General features: G+C 42.5%; 15 protein-coding genes. 5 read left to right on the plus strand and 10 right to left on the minus strand.

The features are described from left to right. Positions 1-86 precede the first annotated feature (86 nt). The 6 genes from IGI89_RS03790 to IGI89_RS03815 form a co-directional block, all read right to left on the minus strand. Positions 87-1,205 (minus strand): BMP family lipoprotein, encoded by a 1,119-nt coding sequence (locus IGI89_RS03790; RefSeq protein ID WP_034872080.1) that lies wholly within the window; start codon positions 1,203-1,205, stop codon positions 87-89. A 63-nt stretch (positions 1,206-1,268) separates the two neighbouring features. Further along, positions 1,269-1,667 (minus strand): cytidine deaminase, encoded by a 399-nt coding sequence (locus IGI89_RS03795; RefSeq protein ID WP_005226837.1) that lies wholly within the window; start codon positions 1,665-1,667, stop codon positions 1,269-1,271. A gap of 54 nt (positions 1,668-1,721) precedes the next feature. After that, positions 1,722-2,384 carry a deoxyribose-phosphate aldolase gene (deoC, locus tag IGI89_RS03800; protein ID WP_005226835.1) on the minus strand — a complete coding sequence of 221 codons (663 nt, stop codon included), beginning with the start codon at positions 2,382-2,384 and terminating at the stop codon, positions 1,722-1,724. A gap of 13 nt (positions 2,385-2,397) precedes the next feature. Then, entirely contained in the window at positions 2,398-3,699 is a 1,302-nt protein-coding gene (locus tag IGI89_RS03805) for a pyrimidine-nucleoside phosphorylase (protein ID WP_042890150.1), read from the minus strand. Between the two features lie 123 nt (positions 3,700-3,822). Further along, positions 3,823-4,842: a LacI family DNA-binding transcriptional regulator gene (locus IGI89_RS03810; protein ID WP_413134971.1), complete on the minus strand. Its 1,020-nt coding sequence runs from the start codon at positions 4,840-4,842 to the stop codon at positions 3,823-3,825. A gap of 250 nt (positions 4,843-5,092) precedes the next feature. Continuing rightward, positions 5,093-5,698, minus strand: a complete 606-nt coding sequence (locus IGI89_RS03815; protein WP_016611508.1) for a class I SAM-dependent methyltransferase — start codon at positions 5,696-5,698, stop codon at positions 5,093-5,095. Between the two features lie 337 nt (positions 5,699-6,035). On the opposite strand from IGI89_RS03815, the gene coaA reads away from it, so the two are divergent. From coaA to IGI89_RS03835, 4 genes are all read left to right on the plus strand, one after another. Further along, complete coding sequence (gene coaA, locus IGI89_RS03820) at positions 6,036-6,959, plus strand: type I pantothenate kinase (protein ID WP_005226828.1); 924 nt, start codon at positions 6,036-6,038, stop codon at positions 6,957-6,959. 80 nt (positions 6,960-7,039) lie between these two features. Continuing rightward, positions 7,040-8,605, plus strand: coding sequence for a glutamine-hydrolyzing GMP synthase (gene guaA, locus IGI89_RS03825; protein ID WP_016619593.1), 1,566 nt, complete (start codon positions 7,040-7,042; stop codon positions 8,603-8,605). Between the two features lie 334 nt (positions 8,606-8,939). Next, positions 8,940-9,815: a glycosyltransferase gene (locus tag IGI89_RS03830; protein ID WP_016619592.1), complete on the plus strand. Its 876-nt coding sequence runs from the start codon at positions 8,940-8,942 to the stop codon at positions 9,813-9,815. Positions 9,816-9,947: 132 nt separating this feature from the next. Beyond that, positions 9,948-10,790 carry a matrixin family metalloprotease gene (locus IGI89_RS03835; protein ID WP_233499076.1) on the plus strand — a complete coding sequence of 281 codons (843 nt, stop codon included), beginning with the start codon at positions 9,948-9,950 and terminating at the stop codon, positions 10,788-10,790. Between the two features lie 323 nt (positions 10,791-11,113). Here IGI89_RS03835 and IGI89_RS03840 read toward each other — a convergent pair whose 3' ends face one another. The 4 genes from IGI89_RS03840 to IGI89_RS03855 form a co-directional block, all read right to left on the minus strand. Continuing rightward, complete coding sequence (locus IGI89_RS03840) at positions 11,114-14,131, minus strand: polysaccharide lyase 8 family protein (RefSeq protein ID WP_438735345.1); 3,018 nt, start codon at positions 14,129-14,131, stop codon at positions 11,114-11,116. A 204-nt stretch (positions 14,132-14,335) separates the two neighbouring features. Continuing rightward, on the minus strand, positions 14,336-15,145 hold the full coding sequence (locus tag IGI89_RS03845) for a PTS system mannose/fructose/sorbose family transporter subunit IID (protein WP_005226799.1): 810 nt from the start codon (positions 15,143-15,145) through the stop codon (positions 14,336-14,338). Next, on the minus strand, positions 15,129-15,917 hold the full coding sequence (locus tag IGI89_RS03850; RefSeq protein WP_005226797.1) for a PTS mannose/fructose/sorbose/N-acetylgalactosamine transporter subunit IIC: 789 nt from the start codon (positions 15,915-15,917) through the stop codon (positions 15,129-15,131). Before IGI89_RS03850 ends, IGI89_RS03845 begins: the two co-directional genes overlap by 17 nt. Before the next feature lie 140 nt (positions 15,918-16,057). Next, a complete protein-coding gene (locus IGI89_RS03855; RefSeq protein WP_430601313.1) occupies positions 16,058-17,020 on the minus strand; it encodes a PTS mannose/fructose/sorbose transporter subunit IIAB in 963 nt (320 codons plus the stop codon). A gap of 190 nt (positions 17,021-17,210) precedes the next feature. Between IGI89_RS03855 and IGI89_RS03860 the strand changes: the two genes are divergently transcribed. After that, positions 17,211-17,918, plus strand: a complete 708-nt coding sequence (locus IGI89_RS03860; RefSeq protein ID WP_008376433.1) for a GntR family transcriptional regulator — start codon at positions 17,211-17,213, stop codon at positions 17,916-17,918. Positions 17,919-17,937: the final 19 nt, after the last annotated feature.

Consider the following 17,937-nt stretch of genomic DNA (forward strand, 5'->3'; position numbering starts at 1 on the left):
TGAAAACCCGTAGCTTTCATCAACATAGTAATCCAACAACGATCATCTTGCCCTAGGCTAGGGCAAGATAACCGAAAAGAACCACTTTATTTTTCAGGTGTTTCTGGTACTTCTACTTTGCCGTCGATCACGTCTTGTTTCGCTGTTTCGATCGCTGCTTTGGCATCATCTGAAAGGAACCCTTCAGTAATGTCTACACCGCCATCTTTCAAGCCGTAAACAATGTGTTCGCCGCCAGGGAAGTTATCTTCTAACGCACGAGTTGAGATATCTTGTACCGCTGCGCCAACACCTTTCAATGTTGAAGCCAGTGTGAAGTTATCTTCTTTGCCGTCAGCAGTTGTGAATTTTCCTTCGTCTTGTTGATCGCTATCCACACCGATGACCCAAACTTTTTTGTCTTCTAGGTCTGCTTCGTTCAATTGTTCGTTGATTGCTTTTGCTTCTTGGAAGACACCTGCACCAGTACCGCCAGATGCGTGGAAGATTACGTCAGCGCCGCCTTGATACATTGAAGCTGCCAATGCTTTTCCTTTGGCAGGATCACCAAATGATGCTGCATATTGAGAATCAATGGTAATTTCTTTGCCTAGTTTTTCAGCTGCGTCTTGAACACCCTTTGTGAAACCAGCTTCGAAACGGTCGATAACGACGCCTTCTTCACCACCGATGAAGCCGACTTTGTTTGTTTTGGTTGTATAAGCTGCAGCATAACCAGCTAAGTAAGCTGCTTCATTATCTTTAAATGTTGCTGAAACAACGTTGTCTTTGCCTTCGATCACATCATCGATGATCCCGAATTGTGTATCAGGGTTTTGGTCTGCTGCTGCTGCGATTGAATCTTTCAATAAGTAACCTACACCGAAAATCGTTTTGAAACCATTTTGAACGGCACCATTTACGTTTGTTGTGTATTCTGATGCTTCATTTGATTGCACGTAGTCATAACCACCAGCACCGCGAGCGATCCCGTGTTCTTCCCCCCATGCTTCTAAGCCTTCCCATGCGGATTGGTTGAATGAACGGTCATCCACCCCGCCGATATCGGTAACGATTGCGACACTATGCGCTGCATCAGTCGTACCGTCTGCAGAACCGCCACCAGTTGAATCAGTTGAACCTGAATTTCCTCCGCCACAAGCACCAAGTAAAGTCAACCCAGCTACTGCAACAATACCTAAACTAAATAATTTTGCTTTTTTCATTGCTGTAAAGCCCCCTAAAAATATAGTTTTTTTCAACAGCCGCATCGACTGAATGAACATGGTTTATAAATCTTTGTTCGTAAAGTAATAAGGCAATAGGCCTTCTACCGTGGTTTCTTTGATCACACCATCATCGCCGACTAAGGTCACCGGCATATCTGGCGCACAAAATTCCACCATGACCTGGCGGCAAGCACCGCAAGGAGAGATCGGTTCTGGCGTATGACCCGCCACAACCAAATGTTGAAACTCTTTTTCGCCTTCAGAAACGGCTTTGAAAAAAGCCGTTCTTTCTGCGCAATTTGTTAAGCCATATGAGGCATTTTCAATGTTGATCCCTTGATATATCGTCCCATTTTTGGCAACGAGACAAGCACCGACCGGAAACTTAGAGTACGGCACATACGCTTTATCTAAGGCGGAAACGGCGGTGTCGATCCACTCTTTTTTCGCTATTGTCATTGTCTTCCCCGCTCTTGTTTTTAATTTTTGCTACTTTACTTAACAATGCTAAGCTTAGTAGCCAGCACCTGTTGAGCCAGTCACGATAGCAACACTTGCGCTTGTTCCTAAGCGATTTGCCCCCGCTTCGACCATAGCTGCAGCTTCTGCTTCGTTGTGGATACCACCAGAAGCTTTGACACCCATTTCTGGTCCTACTGTTTCACGCATCAAGCGAACATCTTCAACGACTGCCCCACCAGTTGAAAAGCCAGTTGAGGTTTTCACGAAATCTGCACCAGCTGCTTTGGCTAATTCACAGGCTTTGACGATTTCTTCGTTGTCTAATAACGCTGTTTCAATGATTACTTTGACAAGCGCTTTGTCTTTGGCTGCTTCAACGACTGCTTCGATGTCTGCTTGAACTTTTTTGTATTGTTTTGATTTCAAGGCACCTACGTTGATTACCATATCGACTTCATCTGCGCCGTTTTTGATCGCATCTGTTGTTTCATAAGCTTTGACTTCAGATGTGTTTGCCCCTAAAGGAAACCCGATCACGGTACAAACAGCCGTTGGTTCGCCTTGTAATTTTTCTGCTGCTAATGAAACCCACGTTGGATTGATGCAGACAGAATAGAAGTGATAGGTTTTTGCCTCTTCGATGATTCGTAAAACATCTTCCTCCGTTGCGTCTGCTTTCAAAATCGTGTGGTCGATCATGCGATTCAATTCCATTTTTATTCGCTCCTTATTCTGTAATAATGTCATGGATCAATGGCGGTTCTGCGCCATCTTCCCCAATTTCAATATTTTGGTCGATCAATGCTTTGACATCCTCGATTGCTTCGGTATTGCTATAGATCGTCAATAGCGATTCCCCTTCAGTTACGGATTCGCCAACTTTCTTATGCAATTTGATGCCCACTGCATGGTCGATGTCTTCGTCTTTGGTCTTACGACCTGCCCCTAACATCATCGCCGCGATCCCTAGCTCATTGGCAACTAATTTCGTCACCACGCCGCTAGTTTTCGCTGGGACCTCAACTTCATATTTTGCTGTCAAAATCTTGCTCGGGTCATCGATCACTGAAGCGTCTCCGCCTTGATCTATGATCATCTGTCTGAATTTTTCTAACGCTTTGCCTGAATGCAAGGCTTCTTCCAACAGTTGGCGTGCTTCTTCCAATGAATCAGCTTTTTTCGCTAAAACGACCATTTGGCTGCCCAGTGCATAGCACATTTCTTCCAAGTCTTTCGGTCCTTTTCCTTGCAGTGTCTCAATAGCTTCCACCACTTCCAAACTGTTGCCGATCGCTTCCCCTAGAGGTTGTGACATATCAGAAATGACTGCCATCGTTTGGCGATTTGCCAATTTTCCGATGCGGACCATCGTTTGGGCTAAGCGTTTGGCATCCTCCAAGTTTTTCATAAAGGCGCCATCGCCTGTGGTTACATCTAACACGATCGCATCGGCACCTGCCGCGATTTTTTTACTCATGATCGAGCTGGCGATCAATGGGATCGAACTAACCGTTGCCGTCACATCTCGTAAGGCATACAGTTTTTTGTCTGCAGGAGCTAAATCTCCTGATTGACCGATCACGGCCACTTTGCTTTCGTTGACTAATCGGATAAAGTCGGCTTCAGAAAGCTCGATTTTAAATCCAGGGATCGCTTCAAGCTTGTCTAACGTCCCACCAGTATAGCCTAAGCCGCGCCCAGACATTTTCGCAACTGGTACGCCAACACTAGCCACTAATGGCGCTAAGATCAATGTGGTCGTATCACCAACACCGCCAGTCGAATGCTTATCGACTTTGATTCCTTCAATTGAGGATAGGTCGATCACTTCACCAGAATTTGCCATTGCTAGCGTTAAGTTCGTGATTTCTTCATCTGTCATATCTACATAAAAAATAGCCATCAACAAGGCACTCATTTGATAATCTGGAATACTTCCTTCAGTATACGCAGTTACAATGTAGTCAATTTCTTCCTTCGTCAATGACTTGCCGTCACGTTTCTTTTCAATTAAATCCACCATTCGCATCGAAATGACCCTCGCTTCCTTTAACATTATACAATAATTTTTCGTAGGGTAAACCACTTTAGTAAAACAGTTTACTAAATATCGCAAAACTATGAAAACACTTACAAGAAGAAATATACCGCATTATTTCTCGCTTGTCAATGTCTTCACGCTCTCACGAATAATTAATTTTGTATCAAAAATCTTATTTGGAATTCGCCGTGTCGGAAACTCAATGGCGTCCACTAAAAACTTCGCTGCGGTAAACCCGATCTCAAAAGTCGGCTGCATGACCGTGGTAAGCGGTGGTGTGATGTATTCCGATAATTTCAAGGCATCAAAGCCGATCACCGAGTAGTCTTCTGGTACTTTTTTGCCCGCCTCATAAATCGCTTGATAACAGCCGATCGCCATGGCATCGTTGCCACAGAAGAACGCTGTGATCTCTTTATACTTCAATAATTTCTTCGTTGCTTCGTACCCGCCAGTAACCGTTAATTCAGCATTTTCTACATATCGGCCTTTAAAAGGGATCTGATGATCCTTTAAGGCATGGCGATAGCCATTGAACCGTTCCTCTAATTGATAGTAGCCGGTGATTTCTTTGAGCATCGCAATGTTGCGGTGACCATTTTTGATCAAATAGCTGACGGCTTGGTAGGCGCCTTCGTATTCTTTCACGATCAAACGACCATTGTCCCGCTGATTGATCCCACGATCGACTAAAATAATTGGTCGGTCATCAAAGAACCCGCTCTTCAAGGAATAATCCTCTGGCAGCAAATGCGGCGTCGCTAATAAGATGCCATCTACCGAACGATGAGACAGTTCATTCAAATATTGAACCTCTTTTTCTTGGCTGTGGCGCGAATTGCATAACACTAGCATGTAACCTAGTGGATTGAAATAACTTTCCGCCCCTTCAATGACTTTAGAGAAAAAGAAATCCGTCACATCAGGCACGATCATTCCGATCGTTTTTGAATGGCGGTTGATAAGATTCGAAGCAAAAAAATCCGGCTTATAGTGATATTTATTTACGATATCTAAGACCCGCTTCCGGGTTTCTTCACTAAAACGGCTGCCTTTATTGTTTAGGATCTGCGACACGGTCGTGACAGAGACGCCAGCCATTTCAGCAATCTGTTTAATCGTCAATTTCATCTGCTTCTCTCCTCTCTTGCCTAAAGTGTAGCAAATTTTTCTCAAAAAAAATAGCACACTTTCAACAAGTGTGCGACTTTCTTTTTCGTTGATCAAAAATAGCCCGATGATATAGACAGCTGATTAACCAACGCTGCAATTGCCCGAAAGGCTGCTGGCAATAGGCTTTTTGAGAAACCAACTGGTCCAGTTGCTACTAACCAGCGCTTGCCTTGGCGATGCCTTTGATCTGCTGAGAATCAAAGAGCAGCTACGCTTCTTTTACGCTTTGAATGATGTAATAGCCTTTGTCTTTTTTGATGATTTCGGCATTGCCAAAGGTCTCTTGCATTTTCTTTTGAGCACTCGGCGCCCCTTGTTTCTTTTGGATCACGATCGTTAAAGTTCCCCCTGTTTTTAGTAGCGGAAACGCCCCTGTCAAAATCTCATGGACGACTTCTTTTCCTGCCCGAATCGGTGGGTTGCTGAGGATCGCCGCATAAGCAGGTTGATTTAATTGGGCATAGATATTGGATTGATGGATATCTACCTGTTCAATGCCGTTACGCTGGGCATTGCCTTTTGCCAAATCCACTGCCCGCTGATTGATATCGATCATCTCGACAGGTCGCTGACTTGCATAAGCCAACGATAAGCCAACAGGACCATAGCCACACCCAACGTCTAGCAGACTTCCTTCTGGCAGCTCCGCCCACTCAAACGCATCGATCAGCACCCGCGAGCCGTAGTCCACCGTGTCTCGGGAAAACACCCCGCTATCTGTCACAAAATGAAACTTCTTTCCTCTTAATTCAAACGACCACTGTTCAAAATCATGGGCCGTATCAGGATTTTCTGTATAGTAATGATTACTCATGTTTATGCTCCTTTCTTCTATTCCCTTTTCGCTTGTTTTTTCTACTGGCTTCTACTGGTTTTTTCCTTGTTTCTTCTATTAGAACGAGTGAACGTAGTGAAAACACCAGTAAAAAAGACGTGCAAGATTTGCCTGCTGCTTCTTTCTAATCATACCGAAAAACAGCCAGAAGTAAACGCCCAGCAAAAAAAACAACGAAAAAACAGTTTTTTGTTGTTTCTGCAAAGGAAATCATGTCTTTTTTCCAAGTTCTGTGGGTTTCTATGGTAAAATACTTTCGAACAGTGGCCTATCGCTTCTAATAGAAACCGATGATGCCGCAAAAAAGGAGCCTACTATGCAAGAAACCATGAATTTTTATCAAATTCCTCGTGAGCAATGGCAAGGGTTTTATACGAACGGCATGATGCCTTTCACTCAAGAAGAATTGGATAATATCAAAAGTTTGAACGACCGGATCTCGGTCCAAGATGTGGAAGATGTTTATGTGCCTTTATGCCATCTGATCCATCTTTATATGAAAGAGTTTGAATCATTGACCCTCAGCAAGGGACTCTTTTTACACCGCTATGTTAAAATGCCGCCTTTTATCATCGGCATCGCCGGAAGCGTCGCCGTCGGCAAAAGTACCACCGCACGGCTCGTCCAAAATTTATTGGCCCGTTTGTTTCCCCGCAGAACCGTCCAACTGATCACCACTGACGGCTTTTTGTACCCGAACGAAGTCTTGGAAGAACGCGGCAGCTTGAATCGCAAAGGATTTCCAGAAAGTTATGACATGGAAGCCTTGATCAACTTTTTGAATGCGGTCAAATCAGGAGAACCAGACATCCAGATCCCCGTCTACTCCCATGAAGTCTACAATATTATTCCTGATACGTATGAAACGATCAGTCAACCAGATATCTTGATCGTGGAAGGCATCAATACCTTGCAATTGCCTGCCAACCAACAAATCTATATCAGTGACTTTTTTGATTTTTCAATTTTCGTGGATGCCCAACCGGCACTGATTGAAAAATGGTATTTGGAACGATTTGAATCATTACTAGACACTGCCTTTCAAGACCCTAGCAATTATTATTACCAATATGCGATCGGGGATCGCAAGGAAGCGATTAAAATGGCAAAAGAAGTATGGAAAAATGTGAATTTAAAGAATTTACACGAGTATATCTTGCCTACACGCAGCAGAGCCGATATAATTCTTCATAAAACAAAGCACCATTTGATCGATGAAGTGTTCTTGCGCAAGTATTGACCGCTTCATTTTTATAATTATGCTGTTGAAAAGGCCCAGCCTTTTTTCAATAAAAACTAAAAGAATTGAGGTAATTTATTGTGACAAACGTTGACACTTTGCCAAACGTCGAAAAAATTATCGTACTTGATTACGGTAGTCAGTATAACCAGCTGATTACACGCCGTATTCGTGAGTTCGGTGTTTTCTCAGAATTATTGAGCCACCGCATTACCGCTGAAGAAGTAAAAGCGATGAATCCAAAAGGGATCATCTTATCTGGCGGACCAAACAGCGTCTACGACGAGAACTCTTTCGGCATCGACGAGAAAATTTTTGATTTAGGCATCCCAGTTTTAGGGATCTGTTACGGCATGCAGTTGATTACTTATAAATTAGGCGGAAAAGTTGAACCTGCCAAAAACCGTGAATACGGCAAAGCAGAATTGGAAGTCACTTCTGATGCAGCGGCCCTTTTCCAAAACACGCCCGCAACCCAAACCGTGTGGATGAGCCACGGGGACTTGGTCACTCAAGCACCTGCAGGCTTTGATGTTGTGGCGACGAGCAAAGATTGCCCGATTGCTTCTATCCAAGATGCAGAACGCAAAATGTACGGTATCCAATTCCACGCAGAAGTTCGCCATTCAGAATACGGCAACGACTTACTGCGTCACTTTGCCATTGACGTTTGTCAATGTACAGGTGATTGGACAATGGACAACTTCATCGATATGGAAATCGCAAAAATCCGCGAACAAGTGGGCGACAAAAAAGTCTTGCTTGGTCTTTCCGGCGGGGTCGATTCTTCTGTCGTTGGTGTTCTTTTACAAAAAGCGATTGGCGATCAACTGACTTGTATTTTTGTTGACCACGGCCTCTTGCGTAAAGGCGAAGCCGAGCAAGTAATGGAAAGCTTAGGTGGCAAATTCGGCTTGAACATCATCAAAGTTGATGCCAAAGAACGTTTCCTATCAAAACTTGCTGGGGTTTCTGATCCTGAAGAAAAACGCAAGATCATCGGGAATGAATTCGTGTATGTCTTCGATGATGAAGCAACGAAACTAGCTGGCGAAGAAGGCGTTTCTTTCCTTGCCCAAGGAACCCTTTATACCGACGTCATCGAATCAGGAACCGAAACTGCTCAAACCATCAAATCACACCACAATGTGGGTGGTTTACCTGAAGACATGCAATTCAAATTGATCGAACCATTGAACACCTTGTTCAAAGACGAAGTCCGTGAATTAGGGACTCAACTTGGCATGCCAGACAGCATCGTATGGCGCCAACCATTCCCTGGACCAGGTCTAGGTATTCGTGTCCTTGGCGAATTGACAGAAGAAAAACTAACGATCGTCCGCGACTCGGACGCAATCTTGCGGGAAGAAATCGCAAATGCCGGCTTAGACCGCGACATTTGGCAATACTTCACCGTCTTACCAGGCATCCGCTCCGTCGGTGTCATGGGTGATGGCCGGACCTACGATTATACCGTCGGCATTCGTGCAGTCACTTCAATCGATGGCATGACCGCTGACTTTGCCCGCATCCCATGGGAAGTCCTACAAAAAATCAGCGTCCGCATCGTCAACGAAGTCGCACACGTCAATCGAATCGTGTATGATATTACGAGCAAACCACCTGCTACTGTGGAGTGGGAATAAAGTAGCAACCTCACTTGGTTGCGAAATGTTGATTTAACAGTTTTTAGTTCACTTGGAATGGATAACAATGACCTGTTTTACCTAGGTTCACCACCAAAATCCCGTCAGATTTCTCTGACGGGATTTTTGATTTAGGCTTAATCTGACAACCCTTTTGGGAAAATACGATAAGAAATTGTTGATTCTCGTTAACTATGTTAATCCCAATAGTGGGACTAACGCTCATATTGGAAATCAGATACGATAAAATAAGCTTAAATGCTTTTATTGCCTAAGTTTCTATAGAAGGTTTTTATTAAAAAATAAAAAACACTAAAAAGGGTGGACCTGAACTATGAAGAAGAAAGCTGTCGTTTATTGTGTTACGGGGTCACATATTCAATTAGCTGCAGTATCCATTGCGTCAATAGTAAATACTTATGAAGGGAATGAACCTTTAGATATATTAGTAGTTGTAAATGAACTAGGGAACGAAGAAATACTGAAATTGAAAAGTATTTCTAGATTATATGGAGAAAAAAATGTAATTATTACTATTTGGTATCCACCTAAAATAATAAACGAAATAAAGAATTATAGTAATTCGCGTTTTCCTGAAGTCACTCTGTGGAGATTATTTCTACCTTCATATTTTAGCAATTATGATTACATTCTCTATTTAGATAATGACACTATTGTATACGATGACGTATCCAATTTCTTTGATTTGATCCCTGATCAAAAATCAATTGCTGCAGTTAGAGACTTCTACTTCTCAGTTATAAGTGATACAGAGGACAGCTTTAAATATTTTGGCGTAAAAACTATGAAGAATTACTTCAATTCTGGAGTTATTTTATTTAATGTAGTTGTGTTCAATGAACAGATACGACCAGAAGCCATAGTACGTATGATAAATAAGAATGAATACTTGTATTTAGATCAAACCATTTTAAACATTCTTTGTGAGAGAAGTGTTGAGTTGTTGCCTTATGAATACAATTACCAGAAAGATGATCATTGGTTATTTGATTGGGCAAAAAATGTGAATCCACTCAAATTTTTGAAAATTGAAAAAGCTAGAAAAAATATAAAGATTCGACATTTCGTTGAATTTGAAAAAAATTCGATGCCCTGGGAGCATCTTTCCATACAAGATAAATGGGAAAAAGATTTTTGGAATTATCTGTATGAAATCAAGTCAACAAGTTTAAGGAGTGGAAAACAATGAAAAAAAATTTTTTCAAGAATTCGTTCGTTATTTTTAATTGCATTAATTTACTCTATAGGAACAATTTCTGTAGATGCAAAGTCAGCCGACATAGCGAAGACGCCTATTGTTGATTATTACTATCCTGGAATATTGTATGGTACAGCTACTTGTGTTAACGAATACGGTACCATCATTTACGACTCAAACTCACTAGGAGAAGCCTACCAAGAGGCTGTCAATGAAGCTGCGCAATCATGGAATCAGTCGATTGGGAGATCGGTAATTGTCGAAAAATCAAGTGTAAATGCAGCAGATAACCAAGTTGATTTAGTTTTGCAATCAACGGATGGCGATTCCTATGCAGATATGGGGTACTCCGGATTTGGTTGGGGGAATAGTACGAACAGAATATTTTTGAATAAAGCTGCTTTAAATGACGCATCATCTGGAAAAGGAACCTCCGGCTACGTACAGCTGGTTTCAACTATCCGACATGAAATGGGGCATACTTTAGGTCTCCAACATGACAATGGATCAGTGATGGCTGATTTATATGATGCCCAGGTTAGCAACAATCAAGAGATGCTGGATGCAGCGCAAAAAACGGCGGACTCAATTTCTAAGGGGATACTTCCTGCTGTCCCATTATTCAACAAATATGCGATACTAAATATCCTTAATAATAGGGATAAAATCTATTATTTGAATAATCATCGTTCTAATCAAATTGCCTCAATCTTTTTAGATTCTCCTGCTGGAAAAATTTCTGGCGTTACTTTCATCGATCAAACAGTTGAAATAACAGGTAACTATAATTTGTATAAACTGTCTCTGTCCCCAAGAGATCCGTATGTAGGAACAATTTCTAGTAATAATCTTATGAATAGAACTGTTTCAGTTACTGAAGATATTGTTTCTATTTATGGTCAACACTATTATCTTTTTGAAATTGATGGAGAAGAGTATATTGTTAATCGCCGCGCCTTCGGATAAATTCGCTACCAATTCTTACTTGAAAAGTTGCCACTGCAATCTTGGAAAAGTGTGCTTGCAATCTTAGATACATTCTTTAGTGGCAAACATACGCCTTTTAAGTAAGAAGAAAATTAGCAAACGTTTCATGCTAATGCGCAAGTTTTCAGCATTTTCTGTGAGGATTTTTTTGACAAAACCTCGGCCCTTGAAAAGTAGTTAAAGGAATTAATAGTCAACGAAAAAATCTATGTTTAGCCTTTCATCGTTTCATTTTCTAGCTGACAAAAAACAGCTAGAGATTGATCCCTAGCTGATGATGAGACAGATAGCATTGAAACACCTTACTCGACTACAATCACTTTATTTCCACCATCTTGCTCCGCAAAGTTTACCGTAAATAGATCCGTCGAAGCATCATAGCTGATTCCATCACTTTGAGAGACGATTTTTTGGTAGTCTTTTGGCAATTTTAAGGTCATGGTCGTCGTTGTTTGAGTTGGATCAGAAAAGGCATAGATGGTTTTGCCTTCTCTACTTGTTCTAATCAATGAAAGAGGTTTGTTAGTAGTAATATCGGCGACACTACCTCCATCATTCTGCCAAAAATTGATACCTAAATAGTCAGTTTGATCAAGTTTTACTGCTTGAACTTCCGAGGTATTGGCTAAAATCTCCAGCGGTTCTTCTTGGGCATAGGCAGTCAGTTCTGTTTCATTGATACCTGGCAACATGACATACGCATAATGATCCTCCATGGGATTTTTGCCATGATTGATCAAGAATTTTCGATATTCTCCGGTATAAACCGCATTACTTGGAAAGGCCTCATTGATTTCTGTATAGCTACCTGTTCGTGTTTCACTTACCACGTTTACTGTCGTTTCTTCTGGAAAATAGTAACCGATATTGGCCTGGGAATGATCGGAGTCTAACAACAACCACTGCTTGCTACTTGTTTCATTTAACTGATCAATACTTCCTTGATCAGAAAGGATTTGATAAGTATACGCATCGTTTAGTAAGCGATTATCCACGACCGTCTCAATAGAAGCTGTCGTATCACCAGTGATTCCCGCACCTAAAGCGACAATCTGCCCATCAATGATAAACCACGATTTTTTTGCCCGCACGTTCATAGGTAAAACATTCCCGTTATTTTTTGTACCCGTTTTGTTTAATGCCATTCCCACCGCAGCTGCACCATCATAAGCCACACCGCCTACCCACTTTTCTGGAGACGTTACCGTTGTAAAAGCTGAATTTTCATCCGCTAATTGTATGGTGTCCACGGTTGTTCCTGGCAAGCGATATGGATCGACGGTCGGCCAATAGCTAGAATTGAATTGAACTTGATCATCATTATAGAGGTAGAGCATCCCGTCTGCTGTATGCCACCCACGCTTGTTTTCCTTGTTGCCAGCTTCAAAGGAAGAAATGCGACTGGAATATAGTCCTAAACCCACCATATAATCAGTTGTTCGTTGAACAAAGCGATCCATTGAAGCGTACAGTTTTGTTCCCGTAAAAGGTAATGCATCCCCTGTAATCGATGGGTCTGCCAAGAGATTCATTGTCATTTGTAAATCATTGAAGTCTCTTGCATTCGTCAAATAATAGTCTGGATTTTCTTTGAGCCAATACTTGGCAGCTTCACGGAATTTTTGCTGGTATTGGGTTGGTGCGAATTGGGATACGATCAACAAATTATAGACTGTTGATGAGCCATAGCCGGCTTTGGTTTTGGCTGGAGCTCTTGAAATCGAACGACCATTGACCAACGGCAGCATTTCTCCTTGATAGATCAACGGCAAGAATGCTTGATCAACATTTTTAACAAACGTTTGTACGAGATCAGCGTCCATCTCAAAACTTGATCCTTGCGTGATAGCTAGAATTTGTCCCACACCCTTGATCAGTACATTTCCATAAGAACCAGTATAAGGGATCGTATTATGCTGAATAAAGGAACCATCTTTATAAAAACCATCGCCTTTTGTGACTAACTGAAATACTTCTTCGATACTTGCTGAAGCTTGGGTGATTTTCCCAGCGTCCCTTTGCAAAATGCCCAAGCCTAATACAGTAAGCGCGAGATCTGTACGATTAGCACCAGAAGTCACAAAATTTGGAATAAAAGCAAGCTCAGTAAAACTGCCTTGTGTCTTCGTATACAATTGCTTGAAGGGATCTGGTACATAACTGCTGATAATGGCAGTGTATTGCTGTAATTTCTCGGACGGTAACTCAGCGCCTAAAATCATTAAAGTACTGATCAGTTTTTGCGGGACACCGATTTGCCAATCCCACCAGTTTCCATGGTACTTTTTCCCATCATACCCTTTTCGAGTGACCATGAAATCTATCCCATCAATAATCGTCGTCGCCACTGCATCATCTTGATACAAAGAACTACCTTTCGTGCCATAGGCTAAAGCCATTTTCTGTAATTTTGTAAATTGAGTCGTTACATCCGCTGAAGCAGTATTCCCTTGTTCGAGGGGCCATAGGCTCGTTCGATCAGATGCTTTATTTATGGTTTGATACAACGCCTCAGCTTCTGAGGTGACCATCTGCACGTAATCAGCCATAGTCGGATTATTTGGATCATAGTGATCGGAAACCAGTTGATTTTGCCATTTTTCTTGCAGCTTCATAAATTCTGCTGTATGATCTTCCACGGGCAAGCTGCCGATAGGACCGCTGCGCATCGATAATACCTTCAGCTTAGATAAATTGCCAAACAAACGGATACCCACATACCCGGACCAGTCCCCATCAATTGCCGTACCATTGGGATAGTTTACCTTTTGATTCTCATAAAATAGCTGATCATTTAAAAAGGCACGAAAACTCGAGCCCTCATACTGAAGCAAGAGTTTATATTTTTGTCCCGCAATCAAAGTAGGTCCAGAAATAGCTGTCAGCCATTTTCCACCTGGTTGACCAAGTTGCCACTGCCCATCACGATTATAAGCAAACGATTGCCACTGATCTGTCTTTTGTTCATCTGCGCGAAAGACCACCCCAATGTTCGCTTGGTCTTCATATAAGAAAGTAGTTTCAAAATCCCCTGAAGACCGCTTGGGAGCATCTTTGTTGAGCGTTACTGATTCCAGATTGGTGCCTTGCTTCGTATTACTGATCATTAAACCAGTAGCATTTTGTGCTACTTCGGCTTTCCCGACTAAATCTTGCCAAGACCCTTTCTGGTTTGAAAAATCCGAGTGATAGATCGATTCTGCTTCCGGCAATTCGGGTATTTGTTCCTCGGCATTTCCAGAAAGACGAGTGGCGCCAACTACCGAATACAGCAACAAGAAACACCCCATGATCAGCAGATATTTTTTCCCTTTTTCCATCCTTTACTCCTCCTATTTCCCCGCGCAAAAGATAGCGCTATCATTTCGTGGAATAGGAAAAGAGTGAAGAAATTCATTTCCGCACTCTTTTCCATTTAGTTCAACTATTCTAAAAAAGAAAACAGGTTGACTACCCTAACTGCTTATACGATTTACAAAACAATCACAGCAGCTGCCCATTTCCTTTTACACCATGATTCTTTCCTAACCCAAAATACCAAACGCACTCAAAACGATCGACAAGATCAAGATGATCCAAATTACTCGAGTGGAATTTAGTTTCTTTTGGCCTAGCATCCAGTAGGTCAGCAAGACGAGCAAGATAGGTACAAGGGATGGCAAGATGGCATCCAACGTGTCTTGGATCACTAATTCGACACCGTCTTTTTTATAGACAAAAGGAACAGTTGCTTTGACCACAGAGGGAATCAAGGCACCAATCACTGTAACCCCTAAAACGGTTGCGGCATTGGTAAAGGCAGATAATTTGTCTTTCAAGGTCGTCACTAATTTGACCCCTTGTTTGTAACCAAGGGGAAGCAACGCTGCCCGACCGAAAAGTAACGCGATGTTGGCGATGATCCAGATGACACAACCAACGACGGAACCATTTTGCGCTAATGTGCCAGCAACAGAGCCAAAGATTGTTCCCCAAATCACGTGGAACAAGGAGTCACCGACACCGGCCAAGGAACCCATCAAGGCCGTTTTCAAGGCGATGATCGTTTCTTTGGCTTTGTGTCCATCTTGTTCTTCAATCGCGACATCGATCCCCATGATCAAGTTCCCAAAGATCGCATTGGTATTGAAAAATTGATTGTGGGTCCGCAGCATATCTTGCAGCTGGGTTTCATCATGGCCATAGAATTTTTTCAAGACGGGCAGGATGCCGTAAAGGTAGCCCGAACTCATCATTCGCTCATAGTTCCAGTTTAATTGGCTTGCCAAAATATAACGCCAGCTAATGGTATTCAACTCTTTTTTTGTCAGTTTTTGATCACTCATCGCCATCATATCCTCCTTCAAAATCTCCGGCAGCTGCCGTTGCAACGGTGCCTTTTTCGCTATCACGTTTAAAGACTAACATTGCTGCTACAAGTCCGATGATGGAAACGCCGAGCATTGGTACTTGCAGATACGCAGCTAAAAAGAAGCCTAATAACAAATAAGGAATGTAGTGCTTTGTTGGCAAGTAGCGCAATAAGATCGCTACCCCGACGACTGGCAAGACGCCACCAGCGGTTTTTAGTCCGGTCATCAGCCATTCTGGCGTGTTATCGGTAATCGTCGTAACGACTGCATCTCCAGCTAAAAGCATCAATAAAATCGGAATCGCCCGTGACAATCCCCATAAGAAAGAACCCGATAAAACTAACCGTGGGATTCGTTTGACTTGCATGTTGTCGATGGCTCTATCGATCCGGTGTAGTAGAAATACGTTACAAAAACGAGCCACGACATCCAGTTGCAGCATCAGCAAGGACACTGGAACTGCTAAGCCGATGCCATATTCCGCGCCGTTTCCTGAGATCACGGCAAACGCTGTTCCCAGTACTGCGCCGGTAAAATAATCCGGGACGGATGCACCACCAAATGCGGCGATCCCCAAACGCATCAACTGTAAGGTCCCACCGACCATCAAACCGGTCTTTAAGTCCCCCATGATCATTCCAGAAATCATTCCGGCGATCGCTGGTTGGGTCAACGTATTGGAAATAAGTGAATCATTAATAGCAATAAAAGCATAAACAGTAATAAGAATGATTTGATACGCTGCTAAATGCATGAATTTTCCTCCTAATTGTATGAACGAGTCTTAACTGGCTAGTTATCGATCGTTATGTCGCCTCAGATAAATCGTGAAAAACACTCGTTTTTTGACAAATCTTCCGCTACATATTCTCCTCGATTCAATCCCTGCCTGGTTTATCCTCGTAATTTCTTCATAAAGTCGATCGATGGTTCATTGGGTACAAGCTGTGCCGTGACGGTGATGCCTTTTGCGGCGATCGCTTCAAAGATCGGCTCTTCTTCTGGCAGTACTTGAATGCTTTTGGTCACTTCCCGTGCGCCTTCTTTGTAGCTCATGTTGCCGACGTTGATCGCTTTGATCGGTCCATCTGCTTCAATATAACGCAAAACATCTTGGGGATTTTTGAAAAGCAAAAACAACCGTTGTTTTCCATAACGACCGGCGCGAATATTTTTGGCTGCCGTTGCCACCGGAAGGACCGAAAGTCGCATCGAAGTTGGCGCTGCCATTCGTAAAGAAGATTTTTGTAATGGGTCTACGGCGGCTTCATCATTGGCTACGATGATCCGTTGCGTGTTTAAACTGGTGGACCAGATACCGGCGACTTGTCCATGGATCAAGCGCTCATCGATTCGACTATTGACGATATTTTCTTGCCCAGCATACGCACTGTAATCCCCTAATTCCTCTTGCTTTTCTTCTAACATCTCTTGTTCTGCTTGGTTCATCCCTGCTTTGACATCAACGATGTTTTCTTTGGCTAAGCAAAGCAGCTCTTTGATCGTCGCTCGTTGATTGACGACTGCCTCGATCACTACGGACAATGTCATTCCAGCGAAGATCGCCACTTCGTCATCCTCTAAATAATTCTTGACTGCAACGTTGCACGGGGTTCCTCCTAATAAATCCGCAATAATCAATGTTGAACCGTTAAGGGCTTTCATTTTCTCGTTCAATTCTTTCTCAAATTGCAGATTGTCACTATCTGGTCGTAATGAAACGGTGTGAACGTTTGCTTGCTGGCCTACGATCATCTCGAGACTACTTTTGACCCCTTCTGCCATGCCGCCATGACTGATCAATACAATGTTTTCCACTAATTTCCCTCCTACTCCGCAGGTCGCCCTACTTAACATGTTATGTTCCTTGTAAGCATACTATACCACATGGCAAGCCATTCGTAAACCTAATATCTTAACATATTGAATTTTATTTTTCAGACCTGTATAGACTGGAAAACAACGAATTTTCTACACTAATTAAGTGGCAGGAAAGGATTTAACATGTTATGCTTGATGTATTCATATGGAATGGAGGGAAACCACTGTGTTGCCAAAGTATGAGCAGATCAAGCAAGATCTTTTACAAGAAATCAAAGACCATAAATTCATTCCCGGTGATAAGTTTTATTCAGAGGCAGATATCAAGCGGATGTATTCTGTTAGTTCGATCACGGCAGTCAAAGCGTTGAATGAATTGACGAGTGCTGGCTATCTGTATCGCATCCAAGGCAAAGGGACCTTTGTTTCAAAAGCAAAAGTATCTCAGAGTGTGAAGTTTTCCGACATTGAGCTGCATTCACTGGACCAAGAAAAGGTCAAGGTCCTTGCGGTGGAAGAAGGAAATGCCCCAGAGATTTTGAAAGAATTAGGATTGGCTGCCAGTGCTTCCTACTACCGAATCAAACGAGTCCGCTATTTTGGCGACGTTCCTTTCTTGGTTCACATCACTCATTTGCCGAAGAAGCTGATGAAAGAACCGATCGCCAAAAACCTCAACCAATATGCTAGTGTTTATGAGCGGGTCCGAAAAGACTTTGCGATCGACCTTTTCTCATTGGCTTCTGTTGAAACCAACGAAATCGTATTTCCTGATGACGCTGAATTGTTGAACTTATTGCAACTGAGCTTCCGAGAGCCTGCGGTCAAACAAGTCAAGCACTCCTATTTAGCAGATGGAAGTGTCGCTGAATACATCGTCAGCTACAAGCACTGGAAATATTTCAAAACAAAAATAGAAGTAGAGCCCGCGTAAATTTGGGTCTCTACTTCTA

The sequence above is a fragment of the Enterococcus sp. AZ141 genome (assembly GCF_051714385.1).
GTDB classification, from domain to species: Bacteria; Bacillota; Bacilli; order Lactobacillales; family Enterococcaceae; genus Enterococcus_D; species Enterococcus_D entomosocium.